Source organism: Methylobacterium sp. J-070, assembly GCF_022829385.1.
Classification (GTDB): Bacteria; Pseudomonadota; Alphaproteobacteria; order Rhizobiales; family Beijerinckiaceae; genus Methylobacterium.
On sequence record NZ_JAKSXX010000297.1, the window covers coordinates 1 to 14,701 of the forward strand.

The following is a 14,701-nucleotide window of genomic DNA, read 5'->3' on the forward strand; positions in this document are numbered from 1 at the left end:
GACATGCTGTTCATGGCCGGCGGCGGGCGCACCACCCGGGTGCACGGGCCGTTCTGCTCGGACAGCGAGGTCGAGACCGTGGTCGCCCACCTCAAGCGCCAGGGCCGCCCCAGCTACCTCGACGCCGTCACGGCGGACGACCCGTCGGAGGAGCCCGCCAAGGAGGGCGGCCGCTCCGGCCGGGGTTCGAAGGCGGCGGCCGACAAGGCCGAGCGGTCCGACGAGCCGGAGGAGGAGGTCCCCGTCTTCGACATCGGCGCCTTCGCGGCGGCGACGGGCGGCGAGTCCGACGACCTGTACAAGCAGGCCATCGAGGTGGTGCTGCGCGACCAGAAAGCCTCGACCAGCTACATCCAGCGCCGCCTGCAGATCGGCTACAACCGCGCCGCCTCGATCATGGAGCGGATGGAGATCGAGGGGATCGTCGGCCCGGCCAACCACGCCGGCAAGCGCGAGATCCTGGTCGCCGGGGCGCCCCACCTGTCGAGCGGCACGGCGAGCGGGATGTACGACGACGAGTGAGACGCGCCGTCCCGGGCCGTGCCCAGAAAGGGCCGGCCCGGGCGTCGCATCTTCGCCACAGGGCGGGGTTCTAAGCCTCGTGTCCCGCTCCCGTTTGCCGCCGGAGCCCGCCCAGCGGGCCCCCAGGAGACTCTGTCGATGATCGGCCGCCGCATCCGCACAGCCGGCTCCCTGATCGCCGCCGGGCTGTGGCTCGCGACCGCCAGCCCGGCCGAGGCGCAGGTCGGCGCCTTCATCGACAGCCTGTTCGGCCACAAGGAGGAGCCTGCGCCGGTGGAAGCCCCCCGCGCCGCCCCCGCGCCGGCGAAGAAGGTCGCTCCCAAGGCCAAGGAAGCCGCCAAGGATGCGGGGAAGGATGCGGGTAAGGAGCCCGGCAAGGACGCGCCGAAGGCCGGCAAGGCCGGCAAGGCCGCCGAGAAGGCCGACCACAAGGCCGCCGAACCCAAGGTGGCGGCGGTCGGCGCGCCTGCGGCCGTCGCCCCCGCCGAGTCGGCGGACGCCGCCACCCTGCTGGCGCAGGCGAACGCCTACTTCAACGGCATCACCACGCTCACGGGCAACTTCATGCAGGTCGGCGCCGACGGGCGGCGGATCGGCGGCAAGCTGACGCTCGTCAAGCCCGGTCGCCTGCGCTTCGACTACGACCAGCCCTCCCCGCTGGAGGTGATCGCCGACGGCACCTCCGTGGCGGTGCGCGACCGGAAGCTCAACACCCAGGATCTCTACTTCATCGCCCAGACGCCACTGAAATTCCTGCTGCGCGAGAAGATCGACCTCGCCCGCGACCTCACCGTCATCGACGTGGCGAACGATCCGGGCGGCGTGCGCATCAGCCTGGAGGACCGGGCGACGCTGGGGGGCACCTCGAAGATCCAGCTGGTCTTCGATCCCGAGATGAAGACGCTGTCGCAGTGGCGGATCACCGATCCGCAGGGCTACGTCACCACGGTGCAGCTCTCGAACCTGCAGAGGGGCAGGAACGTCGATGGCAGCGTGTTCTTCATCAATTACGGGCGCGCCGAGGACAAGGCGATGCAGCAGCAGATCCAGCAATCGCAGCAATAGGGCGCGGGCCGGGAGCGCGAGATCCCGGTGCCTGGAAACGTCCGCCGGTCCGGGAATCCGGGCGGGTGCCGGGGCTTGCGCGAACCCGCCTGATCAGGCCGCCTGGGTGGCGATCTCGCGCCAGCGGTCGAGTTCCCGGTCGATCGCCCCCTCGGTGCTGCGCAGGAACTCGGCGGCCGGCAGGCCCGGGGCGACGGCGGCGAGGTACCGGACCACGATCGTCCCGGCCCGGGTGGCCATGCCCCCCGGCCAGAACTGCCCGGAATTCAACGCCACCGGCACCACCGGCAGGTCGAGCCGGCTGTAGAGCAGCTCGACGCCGCGCTTGAAGCGGAGCGGTGCGTCGATGCCGCCGCGGGTGCCTTCGGGGAAGATCAGCACCGAACGGCCGGCCGCCACCGCCGCGCGGCCCTGGTCGATCATGGTCCGCAGGGCCTGGGTGCCGTTGGCGCGGTCGATGACGATCATCGGCGAGCGCCGCAGGAACCAGCCGACCACCGGGATCGCCAGGAGCTCCTGCTTGGCGACGATCGCCACGTCCGGCACCAGCACCAGGAAGGCCAGGGTCTCCCAGGTCGACTGGTGGTTGGCGACGATCAGGCAGGGCTCGGCCGGCAGGTGCTGGCGCCCCTCCTCGACGTAGCGCAGCCCCACGATCCGGCGCAGCCCGGCCAGGATGCCGCGCGCCCAGAGGCGCGTCGCCCGGCGGATCGGCCGCTCGGGCGCCCCGGACAGGAGGAAGATCGCCAGCGGCACGAGGAACAGGCTCGTCCAGACGGCCCAATAGGCGGCAAACAGGAGCGAGCGGGTGTGTGCCATGGCGGCGCCTCGACGAGGGGCCCGGGACAGGGCAGGGCCCGGGCATAGCGCCAGCCGGTGAGGGACGCACGGCATTTCGCGCCGGCAAGCATGAGCGGACTGTCGCGGGGCCCGAAATCCGCTAACGGATCGCAACCCCGTCCGAACCCCGGCGCCCCCCGTGCAACTCACCGTCACCACTTGGAACATCAACTCGGTGCGCCTGCGCATCGACCTGGTGCTGCGCTTCCTCGCCGAGCACCGGCCGGACGTGCTCTGCCTCCAGGAGACCAAGTGCCCGGACGACGCCTTCCCGCTGAAGGCCCTGCGCGGCAGCGGCTACGAGCACGTGATGTTCGCCGGCCAGAAGGGCTACAACGGCGTCGCGATCCTCTCGCGCTTTCCGCTGCACAGCCGCGCCGTCATGGGCTTCTGTGCGCGACCGGACGCCCGCCACCTCTCGGCCGTGCTCGGGCCGGAGGCGGGCGCGGCGGCGGGGATCGTCCTGCACGATTTCTACGTCCCGGCCGGCGGCGACGTGCCGGACCGCGACCTCAATCCGAAATTCGCCCACAAGCTCGACTTCCTGGCCGAGCTGCGCGCCTGGGGCGGGACGCGCGTCTCGGGCCCGGCGATCCTCGTGGGCGACCTGAACGTCGCGCCGCTGGAGCACGACGTCTGGTCGCACAAGCAGCTCCTCGACGTGGTGAGCCACACGCCCGTGGAGACCGAGGCGCTGGAGATCCTGCGGGGCGAGGCGGGCTGGATCGACGCGGCGCGGCATCTCACGCCGGAGCCGGAGAAGATCTACACGTGGTGGAGCTACCGCTCGCCCGACTGGGCCGGCGCCGACAAGGGACGGCGCCTCGATCACACGTGGGTCTCGCCGGAGCTGGCCGGCACGATCCGCCGGGTCGAGGTGCTGCGCGAGGCCCGCGGCTGGGAGCGGCCCTCCGACCACGCCCCGGTGACCCTGACGTTGGACCTCTGATCCGGAGCACCGGCTGGAACCGCGGCACGGCCGGAGCATTGCTCGCTCACGAACCCGCGATGCGAGCTGGCCCCCGATGCGCAAGATCCTGATCGCCTACGTCCTTCCGAAGGTCGTCTCCTACCTGCGCCGCCGTTACGGCGGCCCGCATGCCGGACGCACCCGGGCGTTCTGAGCCGGCTCATCACCCCCGGCCCGGCCTGTGACGGCCGGGCGCAGGCGGCGGCTGCCCGCGCGGCCCTAGATCGCGTGGATCATCCCCGACGCGGAGCCGCCCCTCCATGACCGACGACCCTCGCGAGGCCGGCCCGCGCCCGCCCTTTCCCGGAGACCAGCAGCAGCCGCGCCCGGGCCTGACAACCAAGATGACGCCTCGCCCCGACCACGGCGAGGACAGCTACGTCGGCAAGGGCCTGCTCGCCGGCCAGGCCGCCCTGATCACCGGCGGCGATTCCGGCATCGGCCGGGCGGTCGCCATCGCGTATGCCCGCGAGGGCGCCGACGTGGCGATCTCCTATCTCGAGGCCGAGCAGGAGGACGCCGAGGACACGAAGCTCTGGGTCGAGAAGGCCGGCCGCCGCTGCCTGCTGCTCCCGGGCGACATCCGCGACGAGGGCCGGTGCCGGGATCTCGTCGCCCGCACCGTGGAGGCCTTCGGGCGCCTCGACATCCTGGTGAACAACGCCGCCGCCCAGGTGGTCAACGACGGCCTCGACGACGTGAAGGCGACCGACATCGAGGGCTCGTTCCGCGCCAACGTCTTCGCCATGTACTACCTCGCCCAGGCCGCCGTGCCGCATATGAAGCCGGGCGGCGCGATCGTGAACAGCACGAGCGTGCAGGCGAAGGTCGCCGACCCCGGCATGCTGATCTACGCCGCCACAAAGGGCGCCATCGCGAGCCTCACCATCGGCCTGTCGAACCTGCTGGCCCCGCAGGGCATCCGGGTGAACTGCGTCGCCCCCGGGCCAGTCTGGACGCCGATCCAGCCGATCGTGAAGAGCCCGGAACAGATCGAGCAGCTCGGCGCGCAGACGCCGCTTGGCCGCGCCGGCCAGCCCGCGGAGCTGGCGCCGGCCTACGTGCTGCTCGCCTCCCGCGAGGGCAGCTACATGTCGGGGGCGCTCGTGCCGGTCACCGGCGGCATGCCGATGTACTGAGGGACCGCGGCCCGGATATCCGGCTGCGCCATGGCGGCGAAACAAAAAGGACCCGCCGCGCGGGGCGGCGGGTCCGTCGTCCGGGCTTGGGGCTAGAACGGGATGTCGTCGTCGAGGTCGTAGCCGCCGCGGCCGCCGCCGCCGCCGCCCGAGGAGGCGGGGGCCGGCCGCCGGTCGCCGCCCTGGGCGCGACCGCCGCCGGCATCGCCGCCGCGGTCACCGCCCCGGCCGCCGGCGAAGTCGCCGCCGCGGCTGATCTGGCCGCCGCCTTCCTCCTCGCCGGCGAAGTCGCCGCCGCCGCCGCGCCCGTCGAGGATCGTCATCTCGCCGCGGAAGCGCTGGAGCACGACCTCGGTGGTGTATTTCTCGACACCGGAATTGTCCGTCCATTTCCGGGTCTGAAGCTGGCCCTCGATGTAGACCTTCGAGCCCTTGCGCAGATACTGCTCGGCCACCCGGGCGAGGTTGTCGTTGTAGATCACGACCGAGTGCCACTCGGTCTTCTCCTTGCGCTCGCCGGTCGCCTTGTCCTTCCACGACTCGGAGGTGGCGAGCCGCAGGTTGCAGACCGGATCGCCCGAACCGAGGCGGCGCATCTCGGGGTCGCGCCCGAGATTGCCCACCAGAATCACCTTGTTGACGCTGCCCGCCATCGCTCTCTCCTTACCGTACCGATCTCACTGGGCGTCTGCCCGGCGGCGCGCGAACCATGCGCCCGGGCCACCGGAGCGGCAATCTGCGCAAGCGGCTTGTGCCCGCTTTCCGCAACGCCGCCGGATCCGTATGTTCTATATCTGTTCCGGACGGGCGGCAAGCCGCGCTCAGGAGACGCGCACGACCAGCTTGCCGAAATTGCGACCTTTCAACAGGCCGATGAAGGCCTCCGGGGCCTTCTCCAGACCCTCCACGACGTCCTCGCGGTAGCGGACCCGGCCCTCTCGGATCCAGCCGCCGACTTCCTTCCGGAACGTCTCCGCCTGGTCGGCGAAATCCCAGACGATGAAGCCCTGGATGTGCAGCCGGTTGGTCAGCACGGAGCGCATGAGCGCCGGCAGCCGATCGGGACCCGCCGGAACCTCCGTGGCGTTGTAGGCCGAGACGAGGCCGCAGACCGGGATCCGCGCGAAGGGGTTCAGGAGCGGCATGACGGCGGCGAAGACGGCGCCGCCGACATTCTCGAAATAGACGTCGATGCCCTTCGGGCAGGCGGCTGCCAGCGCCCCCGGCAGGTCCGCGCCGCGGTGGTCCACGGCGGCGTCGAAGCCCAGCTCTTCGATGAGGTAGCGGCACTTGTCGGGTCCGCCCGCGATCCCGACGGCGCGGGCGCCCTTCAGCTTGGCGATCTGCCCGACCAGCGACCCCACAGGGCCCGCGGCGGCGGCCACCACGACGGTCTCGCCGGGTTTCGGCCGGCCGATGTTGAGGAGGCCGGTATAGGCGGTCATGCCGGGCATCCCCAGCACGCCGAGCGCGGTCGAGGGCGGGGCCGCGGAGGGGTCGACCTTGCGCGAGCCCTTGCCGTCCGTGACGAAATACTCCTGCCAGCCCGCGAAGGCCGTGAGCAGGTCGCCGACGGCGTGGTCGGGATGGTTCGAGGCGACGACTTCGCCCACGGTCTCGGCGGTGATCGGGGCGCCGATCTCGACGGGGGCCGCGTAGGATTTCGCGTCGCTCATCCGGCCCCGCATGTAGGGATCGAGGGACATCCAGCGGGTGCGCAGGAGAACCTGGCCCGGGCCGGGCTGGGGTACCGGCACCTCCTCCAGGCAGAAGTTCTCGGGGCGCGGCTCTCCGTGCGGACGCGAGGCCAGGACGATGCGACGGTTCATGGCGGTCATGGCGGACTCCCTGTTCTGGCTGCCGTCCCGATCTGGGGCGCCGGGCTCCCGGCGGCAAACCTGCGGCGGCGATCCCCGGCCCGGTTAGCGCGTTGTCCCGTCTCGTGAACAGGGACGTCCGGGTTTGGAGGGGCGGCATGCGGTGCAGGGCAATGGGCCTCGGACTGGCGGTTTTCGGGGTCCTGGCGGTCGGGGCCGCGTCCGCCGGTCCGCTCGAGACCTATCGGGACCGGGCACGGGTGCTGATCCTGTCTGCGCCCGATGCCGCGGATGCGCAGCTCACGGCGCAGCGGGCGGCTCTGAGGTCGATTCGCTCCGGCCTCGCCGAGCGCGACCTCGTGGTGCTGGAGGCGGTGGGCTCCGGCGCCGAGGCGCGGGCCCTGCGCGCCGCGCTCGGTCTGCCGGCGGACGGCTTCCGCGTCGTCCTGATCGGGAAGGACGGGGGCGCCAAGCTCACCGCCGCGGAGCCGGTCGCGCCGCAGAGGCTGTTCGCCACGATCGACGCGATGCCGATGCGGCGCGTCGAGATGCGGGGCCGTCGATAGGGGCGAAATCCTGGGTTCGGATGTGCATGGCTGCGGGAGCGGACACCAACGGTTAAGCCTACCGGCCTATCACCGGATCGTGTCGACGGCCGCGTCCCGGCCGTCTGTTGTGGCCCGCCAGGACGCTCGCACGAGACGCTCGAAACGATGACCCGACACCAAGTTGCCGCCGCCATCCGCCGCCTCGTCGGCTCCCAGGTCGAGGACATCGAGCGCGCGGTCCGCGACGGCCACAAGACCATCGCGCTGAACGAGCTGGCGGACCTGAACCGCCAGCTGAAGGCCTTTGCGGTCGCGCTCAAGAAGGCGCCGGCCCGCGGCTGAGCCGGCCCGCCCGCGCTACCAGCGGGGGCTTCCCCAGCGTCGGGGCGGGATCTCCTCCGGGGGCGGCGGCGGAGGCGGCCCGCGCTCCAAGACCGGCTCGTCGCAGACCCGAACCCGGCGCAGGACCGGCGCGCCGTCCGGATCGAACCGCCGCCGCACGAATTCCCGGCACGCCTCGGGGGCCGCCGAGACGCGCGGCCCGCGGAACTCCGGCTCGGGCCGCGGGGGCGGAGGACCGCCATCGGGTCCGTCATCCGGGCCCAAATCACCGTAGCCCTGGGGCAGCCGGGAGGGCCCGTCGAAATCGGCGGCCAGCGCCGGTCCGGCGGCGACGAGCAGGGCGCAGAACGCGGTGCGTGCGAGGAGGCGACGGACGGGCACGGGGTAGCCTCGGGGGATCGGGCCGCGGGGATCGCGGCCATCGTCACCGGAGGTTGCGCCGGAGCGCCTGAACCCCGCCCACGCCGCGATGTCGGCTGCCGTTCAGCCGGCTAATTCTGCATCGCCTTGACTTCGCATTGCGCGTAATCCGCGCTCGCCTTCACGTAGGCGTTGAGCTTCTGCAGGTAGGCTTCGGCGATCGGCCGGAAGGCCTGCGCCTGCAGGTTATAGGCCTTGATCGCGTCGTTGTAGCTGTAGGCCTCCCAGCCCGGGCAACCCCCCTTGGCGTCGAGGCAGGCGGGCTTCTCCGGCAGGGCAGGTTTGGCCGGCCTAGCGGCGGCCGGCGGCGGCTCGGGCGGCGCGCAGGCCGCGACGGCGGGCGCGCCCGCCGGGGGCGATGCGGTCGGTGCGGTCTTGGCGGCCGGCTTCGCGCCGGCGGGCGGTGCTGCGGTCGGGGCCGCGAGGGCGGCGACCGGCGCGAGCAAGCCCGCGATCAGGAGAAACGTGCCGCGCATGGCGTCTCGAAAGCTCCGCTCGACCCCGGGGCCGCCGACGGCGGAGGCCCGGGTGCGGGTTCTGGGGCATCAGGCCCGCGGCGACAAGGGCTCCCCGGCGGGCACTCCGCGGGGGGCGGCGACCGGCCGTCCGGCCGCGGCCTTTCCGGTGACGCGGGGTTTCGATCCCCGCACCAGCGCCACGGCCGGCAGGGCCAGCCCGATCGCCAGGACCCACCAGGCCGGTCGGATCGGGCCGGAGAAATCGAGGTTGGCGGCGAGCACGAGGCTCGCCGGGACGCCGCTGGCGAGCCCGTACCACGCCGCCTCCAGCCCCGCCGTGGCGAGGCCGGCGAGGATCGCCAGAAGAAGGAGCGACCACGGCCGCTCCGGCCACTTGAACCGCCGCATCACCCGCCAGCCCATCAGGAGCAGGAACAGCCCGGCCGAGAAGACCGGGTCGGTGACGTCGATCTTCGATTGCAGGAAGTAATGGACCAGGGCCAGCACCGCGATCGTGTAGACTAGGCGATGCAGCCGGTGCCAGTTCGGGCCGAGGTTGCGGATCGCCGCGTCCGTCGAGGTCAGGCCCAGGGCGATCAGGCCGATCAGCGCCACGAAGCCGATGGTCAGGTAGAGCCGGAGCGCGATTTCCGAGACGACCTTGGTGAGGATCAGGTTCTGGTCGACCGCGTAGAGGGTGAGGTGCGCCACCGCGTAGGCCATCACGGTGACACCGAGCATGCGCCGGACCACCAGCACCTTCGCCCAATCGGCGATGCGCCGGAGCGGCGAGATCGCCAGGGAGAACAGCAGGAACCGCACCGCCCACTCGCCGGTGGCGTGGATCAGCGCGGTGATCGGCTTGGCGCCGAGCACGTCGAGCCGGTAGGCGGCGGCCAGGTAGAGCGCCGGCGCGACGCAGCCTGCGAACACCGCGAGCTTCAGCCAGGAGAGGCGCCCGGCCCGGTCGAGCCAGGGGAGGGGGATGGCGAAGGCGGCGGCAGGGCGGTCGATCATGGGTCTCGAACGAGGCTTGCGTCGGGGGTTGGGACGCGCGAGCGGCCCCCGGAAACGGTTGCCATCGGGCGTCGGTGCCGTCACGGGTCGGTTCGCCGCGGGAGCGCGGCGGTTACAGGCGCGGCTTGACCTGTGTGGTTGACCTCGGCGTCCGCGCGGCGAGATAGCAGGACGACGGACACCGGATGGATTCCATGCAGTACCGCAATCTCGGCCGCTCCGGCCTGAAGGTCTCGCCGATCTGCCTCGGCACGATGATGTTCGGCGGCCCCACCGACGAGCCCACCGCCGGCCGCATCGTCGGCAGTGCCCGCGACGCGGGCGTCAACTTCATCGACACCGCCAACGTCTACACGGAGGGGCGCTCGGAGGAGATCACCGGCCGGGCGATCAAGGCCGAGCGCAGCGCCTGGATCCTGGCCACCAAGGTCGCCAACCCCACCGGCGAGGGCGTCAACGACCGCGGCCTGTCCCGGGTCCACGTGATGAAGGCCGCCGAGGACAGCCTGCGCCGGCTCGGCACGGACGTCATCGACATCTACTACCTCCACAAGGAGGACCACGACACGCCGTTGCCCGAGACCGTGCGGGCGATGGCCGACCTCGTCCGCGCCGGCAAGATCCGCCATTTCGGCGTCTCGAACCACCGCTCCTGGCGGGTCGCCGAGATCTGCCGGCTCTGCGACGAGGCCGGCATCGACCGGCCGGTGGTGAGCCAGCCCTACTACAACGCCTTCAACCGCATGCCCGAGACCGAGCACCTGCCGGCCTGCGCGCATTACGGCCTCGGCGTCGTGCCCTACTCGCCGCTCGCCCGCGGCGTGCTCACCGGCAAGTACGATCCCGAAGCTCCGCCGCCGGCCGAGTCCCGCGCCGGCCGCCAGGACACGCGGATGATGCAGACCGAGTGGCGCCCGGAATCCCTGCGCATCGCCCGGACCCTCAAGGAGCACGCCGAGACCCGCGGCATCACGGCGGGGCAGTTCGCCACCGCCTGGGTGCTGAACAACCGCCTCGTCACCGCCGTCATCGCCGGGCCGCGCACGGAGGCGCAGTGGCGGGAGTACCTCGGCGCGCTGGACTACGCCTTCACTCCCGAGGACGAGGCCCTGGTCGACGGCTTCGTGGCGGCCGGGCATCCGACCACGCCCGGCTACAACGACCCGGCCTATCCGCTGGAGGGGCGGGTGCCGCGCAGCGGCTGACGACCGCGCAGCGGCCGATCAGCCGGCCGCCCTCTCATCCTGGGGCGCCGGAGCGCAGCGGAGGCCCCGAAGGAGCCCTCCAGAAGGCACTGCAATTTCTGGACGCCTTCTAGCGAGGCCCGCTGGCGTGGGCTCCTCAGGATAAGGGCACCGGTCGAAAGGACGGGGTGGCGCAGACCTCGCGCGCGCCACCGTGGCGGCGACTGCCGGATACGGCCTCCCTCAATGGATGACGGACCCGCCTTGCGCTCCCGACCGAGGGTCGCTATCTAGCGCATAACAGTTCTGATGGCAGTCGAGAGGCTGCGGTTCGGGAGTGGGCCCCACCGGGTCCGCTCTTTTTTTTCGCCGCGCAAGTCTTTCGCCGCGAAGGCCGCACGCCGCGGGCGGGCCAGGCAGAACGCCGCGAAGGTTGCGCGCTTAACATCCATGTCGTCCGAGATCGAAGCGGATCTGTCCGAAAAGCGCCTCGTCCGCGAGGCCGGCGTCGCCGCGCGCGTCGCGCAGGCGATTGAGGGGCCGCTCCTGGGCCTCGGTTTCCGGCTGGTCCGGGTGAGGATGTCCAACATCAACGGCTGCACCGTCCAGATCATGGCGGAGCGGCCGGACGGCACGTTCTCGATCGCCGATTGCGAGGCGGTGAGCCGGGCGATCTCCCCGATCCTCGATGTCGATGATCCGGTGGGGGGCGCCTACAACCTGGAAGTGTCCTCGCCCGGCATCGACCGGCCGCTCGTCCGGGTCTCGGACTTCGCCCGCTGGGCCGGCTACGAGGCCAAGGTCGAACTGAGCCCGCCCCTCGACGGGCGCAAGCGCTTCCGCGGCATCCTGGGCGCGCCGGATCCGGAGCGGCTGACCGTTCCGATCGACCTGCCCGACGTGAAGGAAGGGCTGCCGAGCCGCATCGACCTGCCGCTCAGGGACGTCTTCGAGGCCCATCTCGTCCTCACCGACGATCTGATCCGCGAGTCGCTCCGCCGGGGCGGCCCGCCCGCCGGGGACGAGGACGAAGACGAGGCGGAAATGGACGAGGCGGTCGCGGAGGAGCGCCCGGCGCCTCCGCCCGCCCGCAGCCCGTTCCGCCCGCAGGGGCCGAAGAAGGCCAGCCCCGCGGCCAAGGGCCCGAAGCCGGCCCGGAGCGGATCCCGGAAGCCGGTGGTGACCAAGGCGTCCCGGCTCAAGGACCGCGACTCGCTGCACTGAGACACCAGCGCCGGCCGCCGCGCGGCCGGCACAGAGATTTGACGGAAGAGAAGGACCGACACCGATGGCCGTCGTCAGCGCCAACAGGCTCGAACTCCTCCAGATCGCCGACGCGGTCGCCCGCGAGAAGGTGATCGACCGCTCCATCGTGATCGACGCGATGGAGGAGGCGATCGCCAAGGCGGCGCGCTCCCGCTACGGCGCCGAGACCGATGTCCACGCCGAGATCGACAACAAGACCGGGGCGCTGCGCCTGTCGCGCCACCTCCTGGTGGTTGACCAGGTGGAGAATGACGCCCGCGAGATCACCCTGGATCAGGCCCGCCGCTACAATCCGGGCGCGCTGGTCGGCGACGTGATCTCCGACACCTTGCCGCCCTTCGATTTCGGCCGCGTGGCCGCGCAGTCGGCCAAGCAGGTCATCGTCCAGAAGGTGCGCGACGCCGAGCGCGCCCGCCAGTTCGACGAGTACAAGGACCGCATCGGCGAGATCCTCAACGGCGTGGTCAAGCGCGTCGAGTACGGCAACGTGATCGTGGATCTCGGCCGCGGCGAGGGCATCGTGCGCCGGGACGAGATGATCCCGCGCGAGACCTTCCGGCCCGGCGACCGCATCCGCTCCTACCTGTTCGACGTGCGCTCGGAAGTGCGCGGGCCGCAGATCTTCCTGTCGCGCTCGCACCCGCAATTCATGGCGAAGCTGTTCGGCCAGGAGGTCCCCGAGATCTACGACGGCATCGTCGAGGTGAAGGCGGTGGCCCGCGATCCGGGCTCCCGCGCCAAGATCGCGGTGATCTCCCGCGACGGCAGCATCGATCCCGTAGGCGCCTGCGTGGGCATGCGCGGCTCGCGCGTCCAGGCGGTGGTCGGCGAGCTGCAGGGCGAGAAGATCGACATCATCCCGTGGTCGGAGGACGAGGCGACCTTCATCGTCAACGCCCTCCAGCCCGCCGAGGTGGTGAAGGTGGTGCTCGACGAGGAGGCCGACCGCATCGAGGTGGTGGTGCCGGACGACCAGCTGTCGCTGGCCATCGGCCGCCGCGGCCAGAACGTGCGCCTCGCCTCGCAGCTCACCGGCTGGGATATCGACATCCTCACCGAGGCCGAGGAATCGGAGCGCCGGCAGAAGGAGTTCGCCGAGCGGACCCAGGTGTTCATGGAGGCGCTCGACGTCGACGAGACCGTCGGTCAGCTGCTCGCCGCGGAGGGCTTCCGCAACGTCGAGGAGATCGCCTACGTCGACATCCAGGAGCTGTCCGGCATCCAGGGGCTCGACGAGGAGACCGGCGCCGAGATCCAGGCCCGCGCCCAGGACCACCTCGCCCGGATCGAGCAGGCGCACGACGCCCGCCGCACCGAGCTCGGCGTCGCCGACGAGCTGCGCGAGATCGAGGGCATCACCACGCCCATGATGGTGGCGCTGGGCGAGAACGACGTGAAGACCGTCGAGGACCTGGCGGGCTGCGCGACGGACGACCTCGTGGGCTACACCGAGGGCCGCGGCCCCGAATCGGTGCGCCACGCCGGCTATCTCGACGGGTTCGACCTGTCCCGCGCCGAGGCCGAGGCCCTGATCATGACGGCCCGCCTGAAGGCCGGCTGGATCGACGCCCTGCCCGAGCCGGAGGGCGAGGAGGGTGCCGAAGAGGGCGCCGGGGAAGCGGAGGGCGGCGAGGCCGGCCCCGCGCCGGCCGAGGCCTGAGCCGGGAGCCGGCGGCGGAGGCGCGATGGTCGCGGACGAGACGACGCTGCCCGACGACGGGCCGGAGGCCGGGGGGCTCGATTCCGGGCCCGGCCGCCGCGCGCCCGAGCGCACCTGTATCGTCACGCGCGTCGCCCAGGCGCCCGAGACGATGATCCGGTTCGTGCGCGGGCCGGACGGGGCGGTCGTGCCCGACCTGCGGGCCAAGCTGCCCGGCCGTGGTGCCTGGGTCAGCGCCCGGCGGGAGGCCGTCGCCACGGCTCTGCGCAAGAACCTGTTCGCCCGGGCCTTCAAGGGGCCGGCCCCGGCCGCCCCGGATCTGCCGGACCAGATCGCCGCGGGCCTGCGCGCGGATCTGCGGCAGGCGATCGCCCTGGCCAACAAGGCGGGCTGCGTGGTCGCGGGCTTCTCGAAGGTCGAGGCGGCGATCGGCGGTCAACCCGCGGCCATCGCGGTGATCCACGCCGCCGAGGCGAGCGCCGACGGACGACGGAAGATCGCGGCGGCCTTGCACCGGCGCCACGGCGGAGCCATGTCGAGGATACCGATCATCGACGACCTGTCCGAGGATGAATTGGACATGGCCTTGGGTCGGGATCATGTGATACACGCTGCGCTCGTCGCAGGAGCCGGAGCCGCCGGCTGCCTGTCGCGTTGGCGTCGGCTACGCTCCTTCGAGGGCGCCGCCGCGGCGACCGGGGAGTCTGATCCAGCCCGAATCGGCCGGATTGACGAAGCCTCACGTTGACGACGCAGGATTGATTTGGCTGGCGCCACCGGGCGTCGGTTCACGGGACGATGGAAACCCTCAGGGTTCAGGCTGAATGAGCGATACGAACAACCCGGGCGACAAGACTCTGAACAGGACTTCCCCGAAGCCGCTGTCCCTCAAGCGGCCGATCGAGGCGGGGACCGTGCGTCAGAGCTTCTCCCATGGCCGCTCCAAGCAGGTCGTGGTCGAGACGGTCAAGCGCCGCGTCATCGGCGCCGCACCGGCCGCACCGGCCCGTGAACCCGCCCCCGCTCCGCGCGCGGCACCGGCCGCCCCCACGGCGCCGGCACCGCGTCCGGCCCAGCGCGCGGCCTCGGGAGTCGTCCTGCGCACGCTGAGCGAGCAGGAGAGCGCCGCCCGCGCCGCCGCCCTGGCGGACGCCCAGCGTCGCGAGGCCGAAGCCCGTCAGAAGGCCGAGGCCGAGGCTGAGGCGCGCCGTCGGGAGGCCGAGGCTGAGGCCCGCCGCGAGCGCGAGGCGGCCGAGGCCCGCCGTCGTGAGGAGGAGGAGCGCAAGGCCGCCGCCGCCGCCGCCGCGGCTGAAGCCGCCAGGGCTGCCGAGGCTCCCGCGGCCGCGGCGGCTCCGGCTCCCGAGGCGGCTGCGGCTCCCGCGGCGGCTCCGGAACCGGTTCGTCCTGCTTCCGCTGCTCCGGCCGCCGCGCCGCCGCGTCCGGCGGCCGCCCC

General features: G+C 72.1%; 17 protein-coding genes. 11 read left to right on the forward strand and 6 right to left on the reverse strand.

All coding sequences use genetic code 11. The annotated features are described in order from the left end of the window. On the forward strand, nt 1-522 hold a 522-nt coding region (locus MKL01_RS34225; RefSeq protein WP_279605076.1), incomplete at its 5' end, for a DNA translocase FtsK. 138 nt (nt 523-660) lie between these two features. Beyond that, the gene (locus tag MKL01_RS34230; RefSeq protein ID WP_243909625.1) at nt 661-1,587 is read left to right on the forward strand and encodes a LolA family protein; all 927 of its coding nucleotides are present in this window, start codon (nt 661-663) and stop codon (nt 1,585-1,587) included. A gap of 93 nt (nt 1,588-1,680) precedes the next feature. Here MKL01_RS34230 and MKL01_RS34235 read toward each other — a convergent pair whose 3' ends face one another. Next, nucleotides 1,681-2,406 (reverse strand): lysophospholipid acyltransferase family protein, encoded by a 726-nt coding sequence (locus MKL01_RS34235; RefSeq protein ID WP_243909626.1) that lies wholly within the window; start codon nt 2,404-2,406, stop codon nt 1,681-1,683. Nucleotides 2,407-2,566: 160 nt separating this feature from the next. Here MKL01_RS34235 and MKL01_RS34240 point away from each other — a divergent pair, with 160 nt between their 5' ends. Both MKL01_RS34240 and MKL01_RS34245 read left to right on the forward strand, forming a co-directional pair. Beyond that, the gene (locus tag MKL01_RS34240; RefSeq protein WP_243909627.1) at nt 2,567-3,376 is read left to right on the forward strand and encodes an exodeoxyribonuclease III; all 810 of its coding nucleotides are present in this window, start codon (nt 2,567-2,569) and stop codon (nt 3,374-3,376) included. Between the two features lie 281 nt (nt 3,377-3,657). Continuing rightward, entirely contained in the window at nt 3,658-4,536 is an 879-nt protein-coding gene (locus MKL01_RS34245; RefSeq protein WP_243909628.1) for an SDR family oxidoreductase, read from the forward strand. 92 nt (nt 4,537-4,628) lie between these two features. Here MKL01_RS34245 and ssb read toward each other — a convergent pair whose 3' ends face one another. Together ssb and MKL01_RS34255 are read right to left on the reverse strand one after the other, a co-directional pair. Further along, the gene (ssb, locus tag MKL01_RS34250; RefSeq protein ID WP_243909629.1) at nt 4,629-5,189 is read right to left on the reverse strand and encodes a single-stranded DNA-binding protein; all 561 of its coding nucleotides are present in this window, start codon (nt 5,187-5,189) and stop codon (nt 4,629-4,631) included. 168 nt (nt 5,190-5,357) lie between these two features. Next, nucleotides 5,358-6,374 carry an NADP-dependent oxidoreductase gene (locus tag MKL01_RS34255; RefSeq protein ID WP_243909630.1) on the reverse strand — a complete coding sequence of 339 codons (1,017 nt, stop codon included), beginning with the start codon at nt 6,372-6,374 and terminating at the stop codon, nt 5,358-5,360. A 137-nt stretch (nt 6,375-6,511) separates the two neighbouring features. Between MKL01_RS34255 and MKL01_RS34260 the strand changes: the two genes are divergently transcribed. Together MKL01_RS34260 and MKL01_RS34265 are read left to right on the forward strand one after the other, a co-directional pair. After that, complete coding sequence (locus MKL01_RS34260; RefSeq protein ID WP_243909631.1) at nt 6,512-6,919, forward strand: DUF4174 domain-containing protein; 408 nt, start codon at nt 6,512-6,514, stop codon at nt 6,917-6,919. Nucleotides 6,920-7,066: 147 nt separating this feature from the next. Next, complete coding sequence (locus MKL01_RS34265) at nt 7,067-7,243, forward strand: hypothetical protein (protein ID WP_243909632.1); 177 nt, start codon at nt 7,067-7,069, stop codon at nt 7,241-7,243. 15 nt (nt 7,244-7,258) lie between these two features. On the opposite strand, the gene MKL01_RS34270 is transcribed toward MKL01_RS34265, so the two are convergent. From MKL01_RS34270 to MKL01_RS34280, 3 genes are all read right to left on the reverse strand, one after another. Beyond that, nucleotides 7,259-7,624 (reverse strand): hypothetical protein, encoded by a 366-nt coding sequence (locus MKL01_RS34270; protein ID WP_243909633.1) that lies wholly within the window; start codon nt 7,622-7,624, stop codon nt 7,259-7,261. A 110-nt stretch (nt 7,625-7,734) separates the two neighbouring features. After that, complete coding sequence (locus tag MKL01_RS34275; protein ID WP_243909634.1) at nt 7,735-8,139, reverse strand: hypothetical protein; 405 nt, start codon at nt 8,137-8,139, stop codon at nt 7,735-7,737. Nucleotides 8,140-8,208: 69 nt separating this feature from the next. Then, the gene (locus MKL01_RS34280) at nt 8,209-9,138 is read right to left on the reverse strand and encodes a sulfite oxidase heme-binding subunit YedZ (RefSeq protein ID WP_243909635.1); all 930 of its coding nucleotides are present in this window, start codon (nt 9,136-9,138) and stop codon (nt 8,209-8,211) included. 194 nt (nt 9,139-9,332) lie between these two features. Here MKL01_RS34280 and MKL01_RS34285 point away from each other — a divergent pair, with 194 nt between their 5' ends. From MKL01_RS34285 to MKL01_RS34305, 5 genes are all read left to right on the forward strand, one after another. Next, nucleotides 9,333-10,343: an aldo/keto reductase gene (locus MKL01_RS34285; RefSeq protein ID WP_243909636.1), complete on the forward strand. Its 1,011-nt coding sequence runs from the start codon at nt 9,333-9,335 to the stop codon at nt 10,341-10,343. A 429-nt stretch (nt 10,344-10,772) separates the two neighbouring features. Beyond that, a complete protein-coding gene (rimP, locus tag MKL01_RS34290; protein ID WP_243909637.1) occupies nt 10,773-11,546 on the forward strand; it encodes a ribosome maturation factor RimP in 774 nt (257 codons plus the stop codon). A 64-nt stretch (nt 11,547-11,610) separates the two neighbouring features. Then, the gene (gene nusA / locus MKL01_RS34295; protein ID WP_243909638.1) at nt 11,611-13,248 is read left to right on the forward strand and encodes a transcription termination factor NusA; all 1,638 of its coding nucleotides are present in this window, start codon (nt 11,611-11,613) and stop codon (nt 13,246-13,248) included. Nucleotides 13,249-13,273: 25 nt separating this feature from the next. Next, complete coding sequence (locus tag MKL01_RS34300) at nt 13,274-13,996, forward strand: RNA-binding protein (RefSeq protein ID WP_243909639.1); 723 nt, start codon at nt 13,274-13,276, stop codon at nt 13,994-13,996. A 76-nt stretch (nt 13,997-14,072) separates the two neighbouring features. Then, a partial coding sequence (locus tag MKL01_RS34305) for a translation initiation factor IF-2 associated domain-containing protein (protein WP_243909640.1) occupies nt 14,073-14,701 on the forward strand: 629 nt, incomplete at its 3' end.

What these genes read in the sequence shown, in the direction of transcription:
- MKL01_RS34230 (WP_243909625.1), top strand. Translation starts at nt 661, where the DNA reads ATGATCGGCCGCCGCATCCGCACAGCCGGCTCCCTGATCGCCGCCGGG.
- MKL01_RS34235 (WP_243909626.1), bottom strand. Translation starts at nt 2,406, where the DNA reads ATGGCACACACCCGCTCGCTCCTGTTTGCCGCCTATTGGGCCGTCTGG.
- MKL01_RS34245 (WP_243909628.1), top strand. Translation starts at nt 3,658, where the DNA reads ATGACCGACGACCCTCGCGAGGCCGGCCCGCGCCCGCCCTTTCCCGGA.
- ssb (WP_243909629.1), bottom strand. Translation starts at nt 5,189, where the DNA reads ATGGCGGGCAGCGTCAACAAGGTGATTCTGGTGGGCAATCTCGGGCGC.
- MKL01_RS34255 (WP_243909630.1), bottom strand. Translation starts at nt 6,374, where the DNA reads ATGACCGCCATGAACCGTCGCATCGTCCTGGCCTCGCGTCCGCACGGA.
- MKL01_RS34260 (WP_243909631.1), top strand. Translation starts at nt 6,512, where the DNA reads ATGCGGTGCAGGGCAATGGGCCTCGGACTGGCGGTTTTCGGGGTCCTG.
- MKL01_RS34265 (WP_243909632.1), top strand. Translation starts at nt 7,067, where the DNA reads ATGACCCGACACCAAGTTGCCGCCGCCATCCGCCGCCTCGTCGGCTCC.
- MKL01_RS34275 (WP_243909634.1), bottom strand. Translation starts at nt 8,139, where the DNA reads ATGCGCGGCACGTTTCTCCTGATCGCGGGCTTGCTCGCGCCGGTCGCC.
- MKL01_RS34280 (WP_243909635.1), bottom strand. Translation starts at nt 9,138, where the DNA reads ATGATCGACCGCCCTGCCGCCGCCTTCGCCATCCCCCTCCCCTGGCTC.
- MKL01_RS34285 (WP_243909636.1), top strand. Translation starts at nt 9,333, where the DNA reads ATGCAGTACCGCAATCTCGGCCGCTCCGGCCTGAAGGTCTCGCCGATC.
- rimP (WP_243909637.1), top strand. Translation starts at nt 10,773, where the DNA reads ATGTCGTCCGAGATCGAAGCGGATCTGTCCGAAAAGCGCCTCGTCCGC.
- nusA (WP_243909638.1), top strand. Translation starts at nt 11,611, where the DNA reads ATGGCCGTCGTCAGCGCCAACAGGCTCGAACTCCTCCAGATCGCCGAC.
- MKL01_RS34300 (WP_243909639.1), top strand. Translation starts at nt 13,274, where the DNA reads ATGGTCGCGGACGAGACGACGCTGCCCGACGACGGGCCGGAGGCCGGG.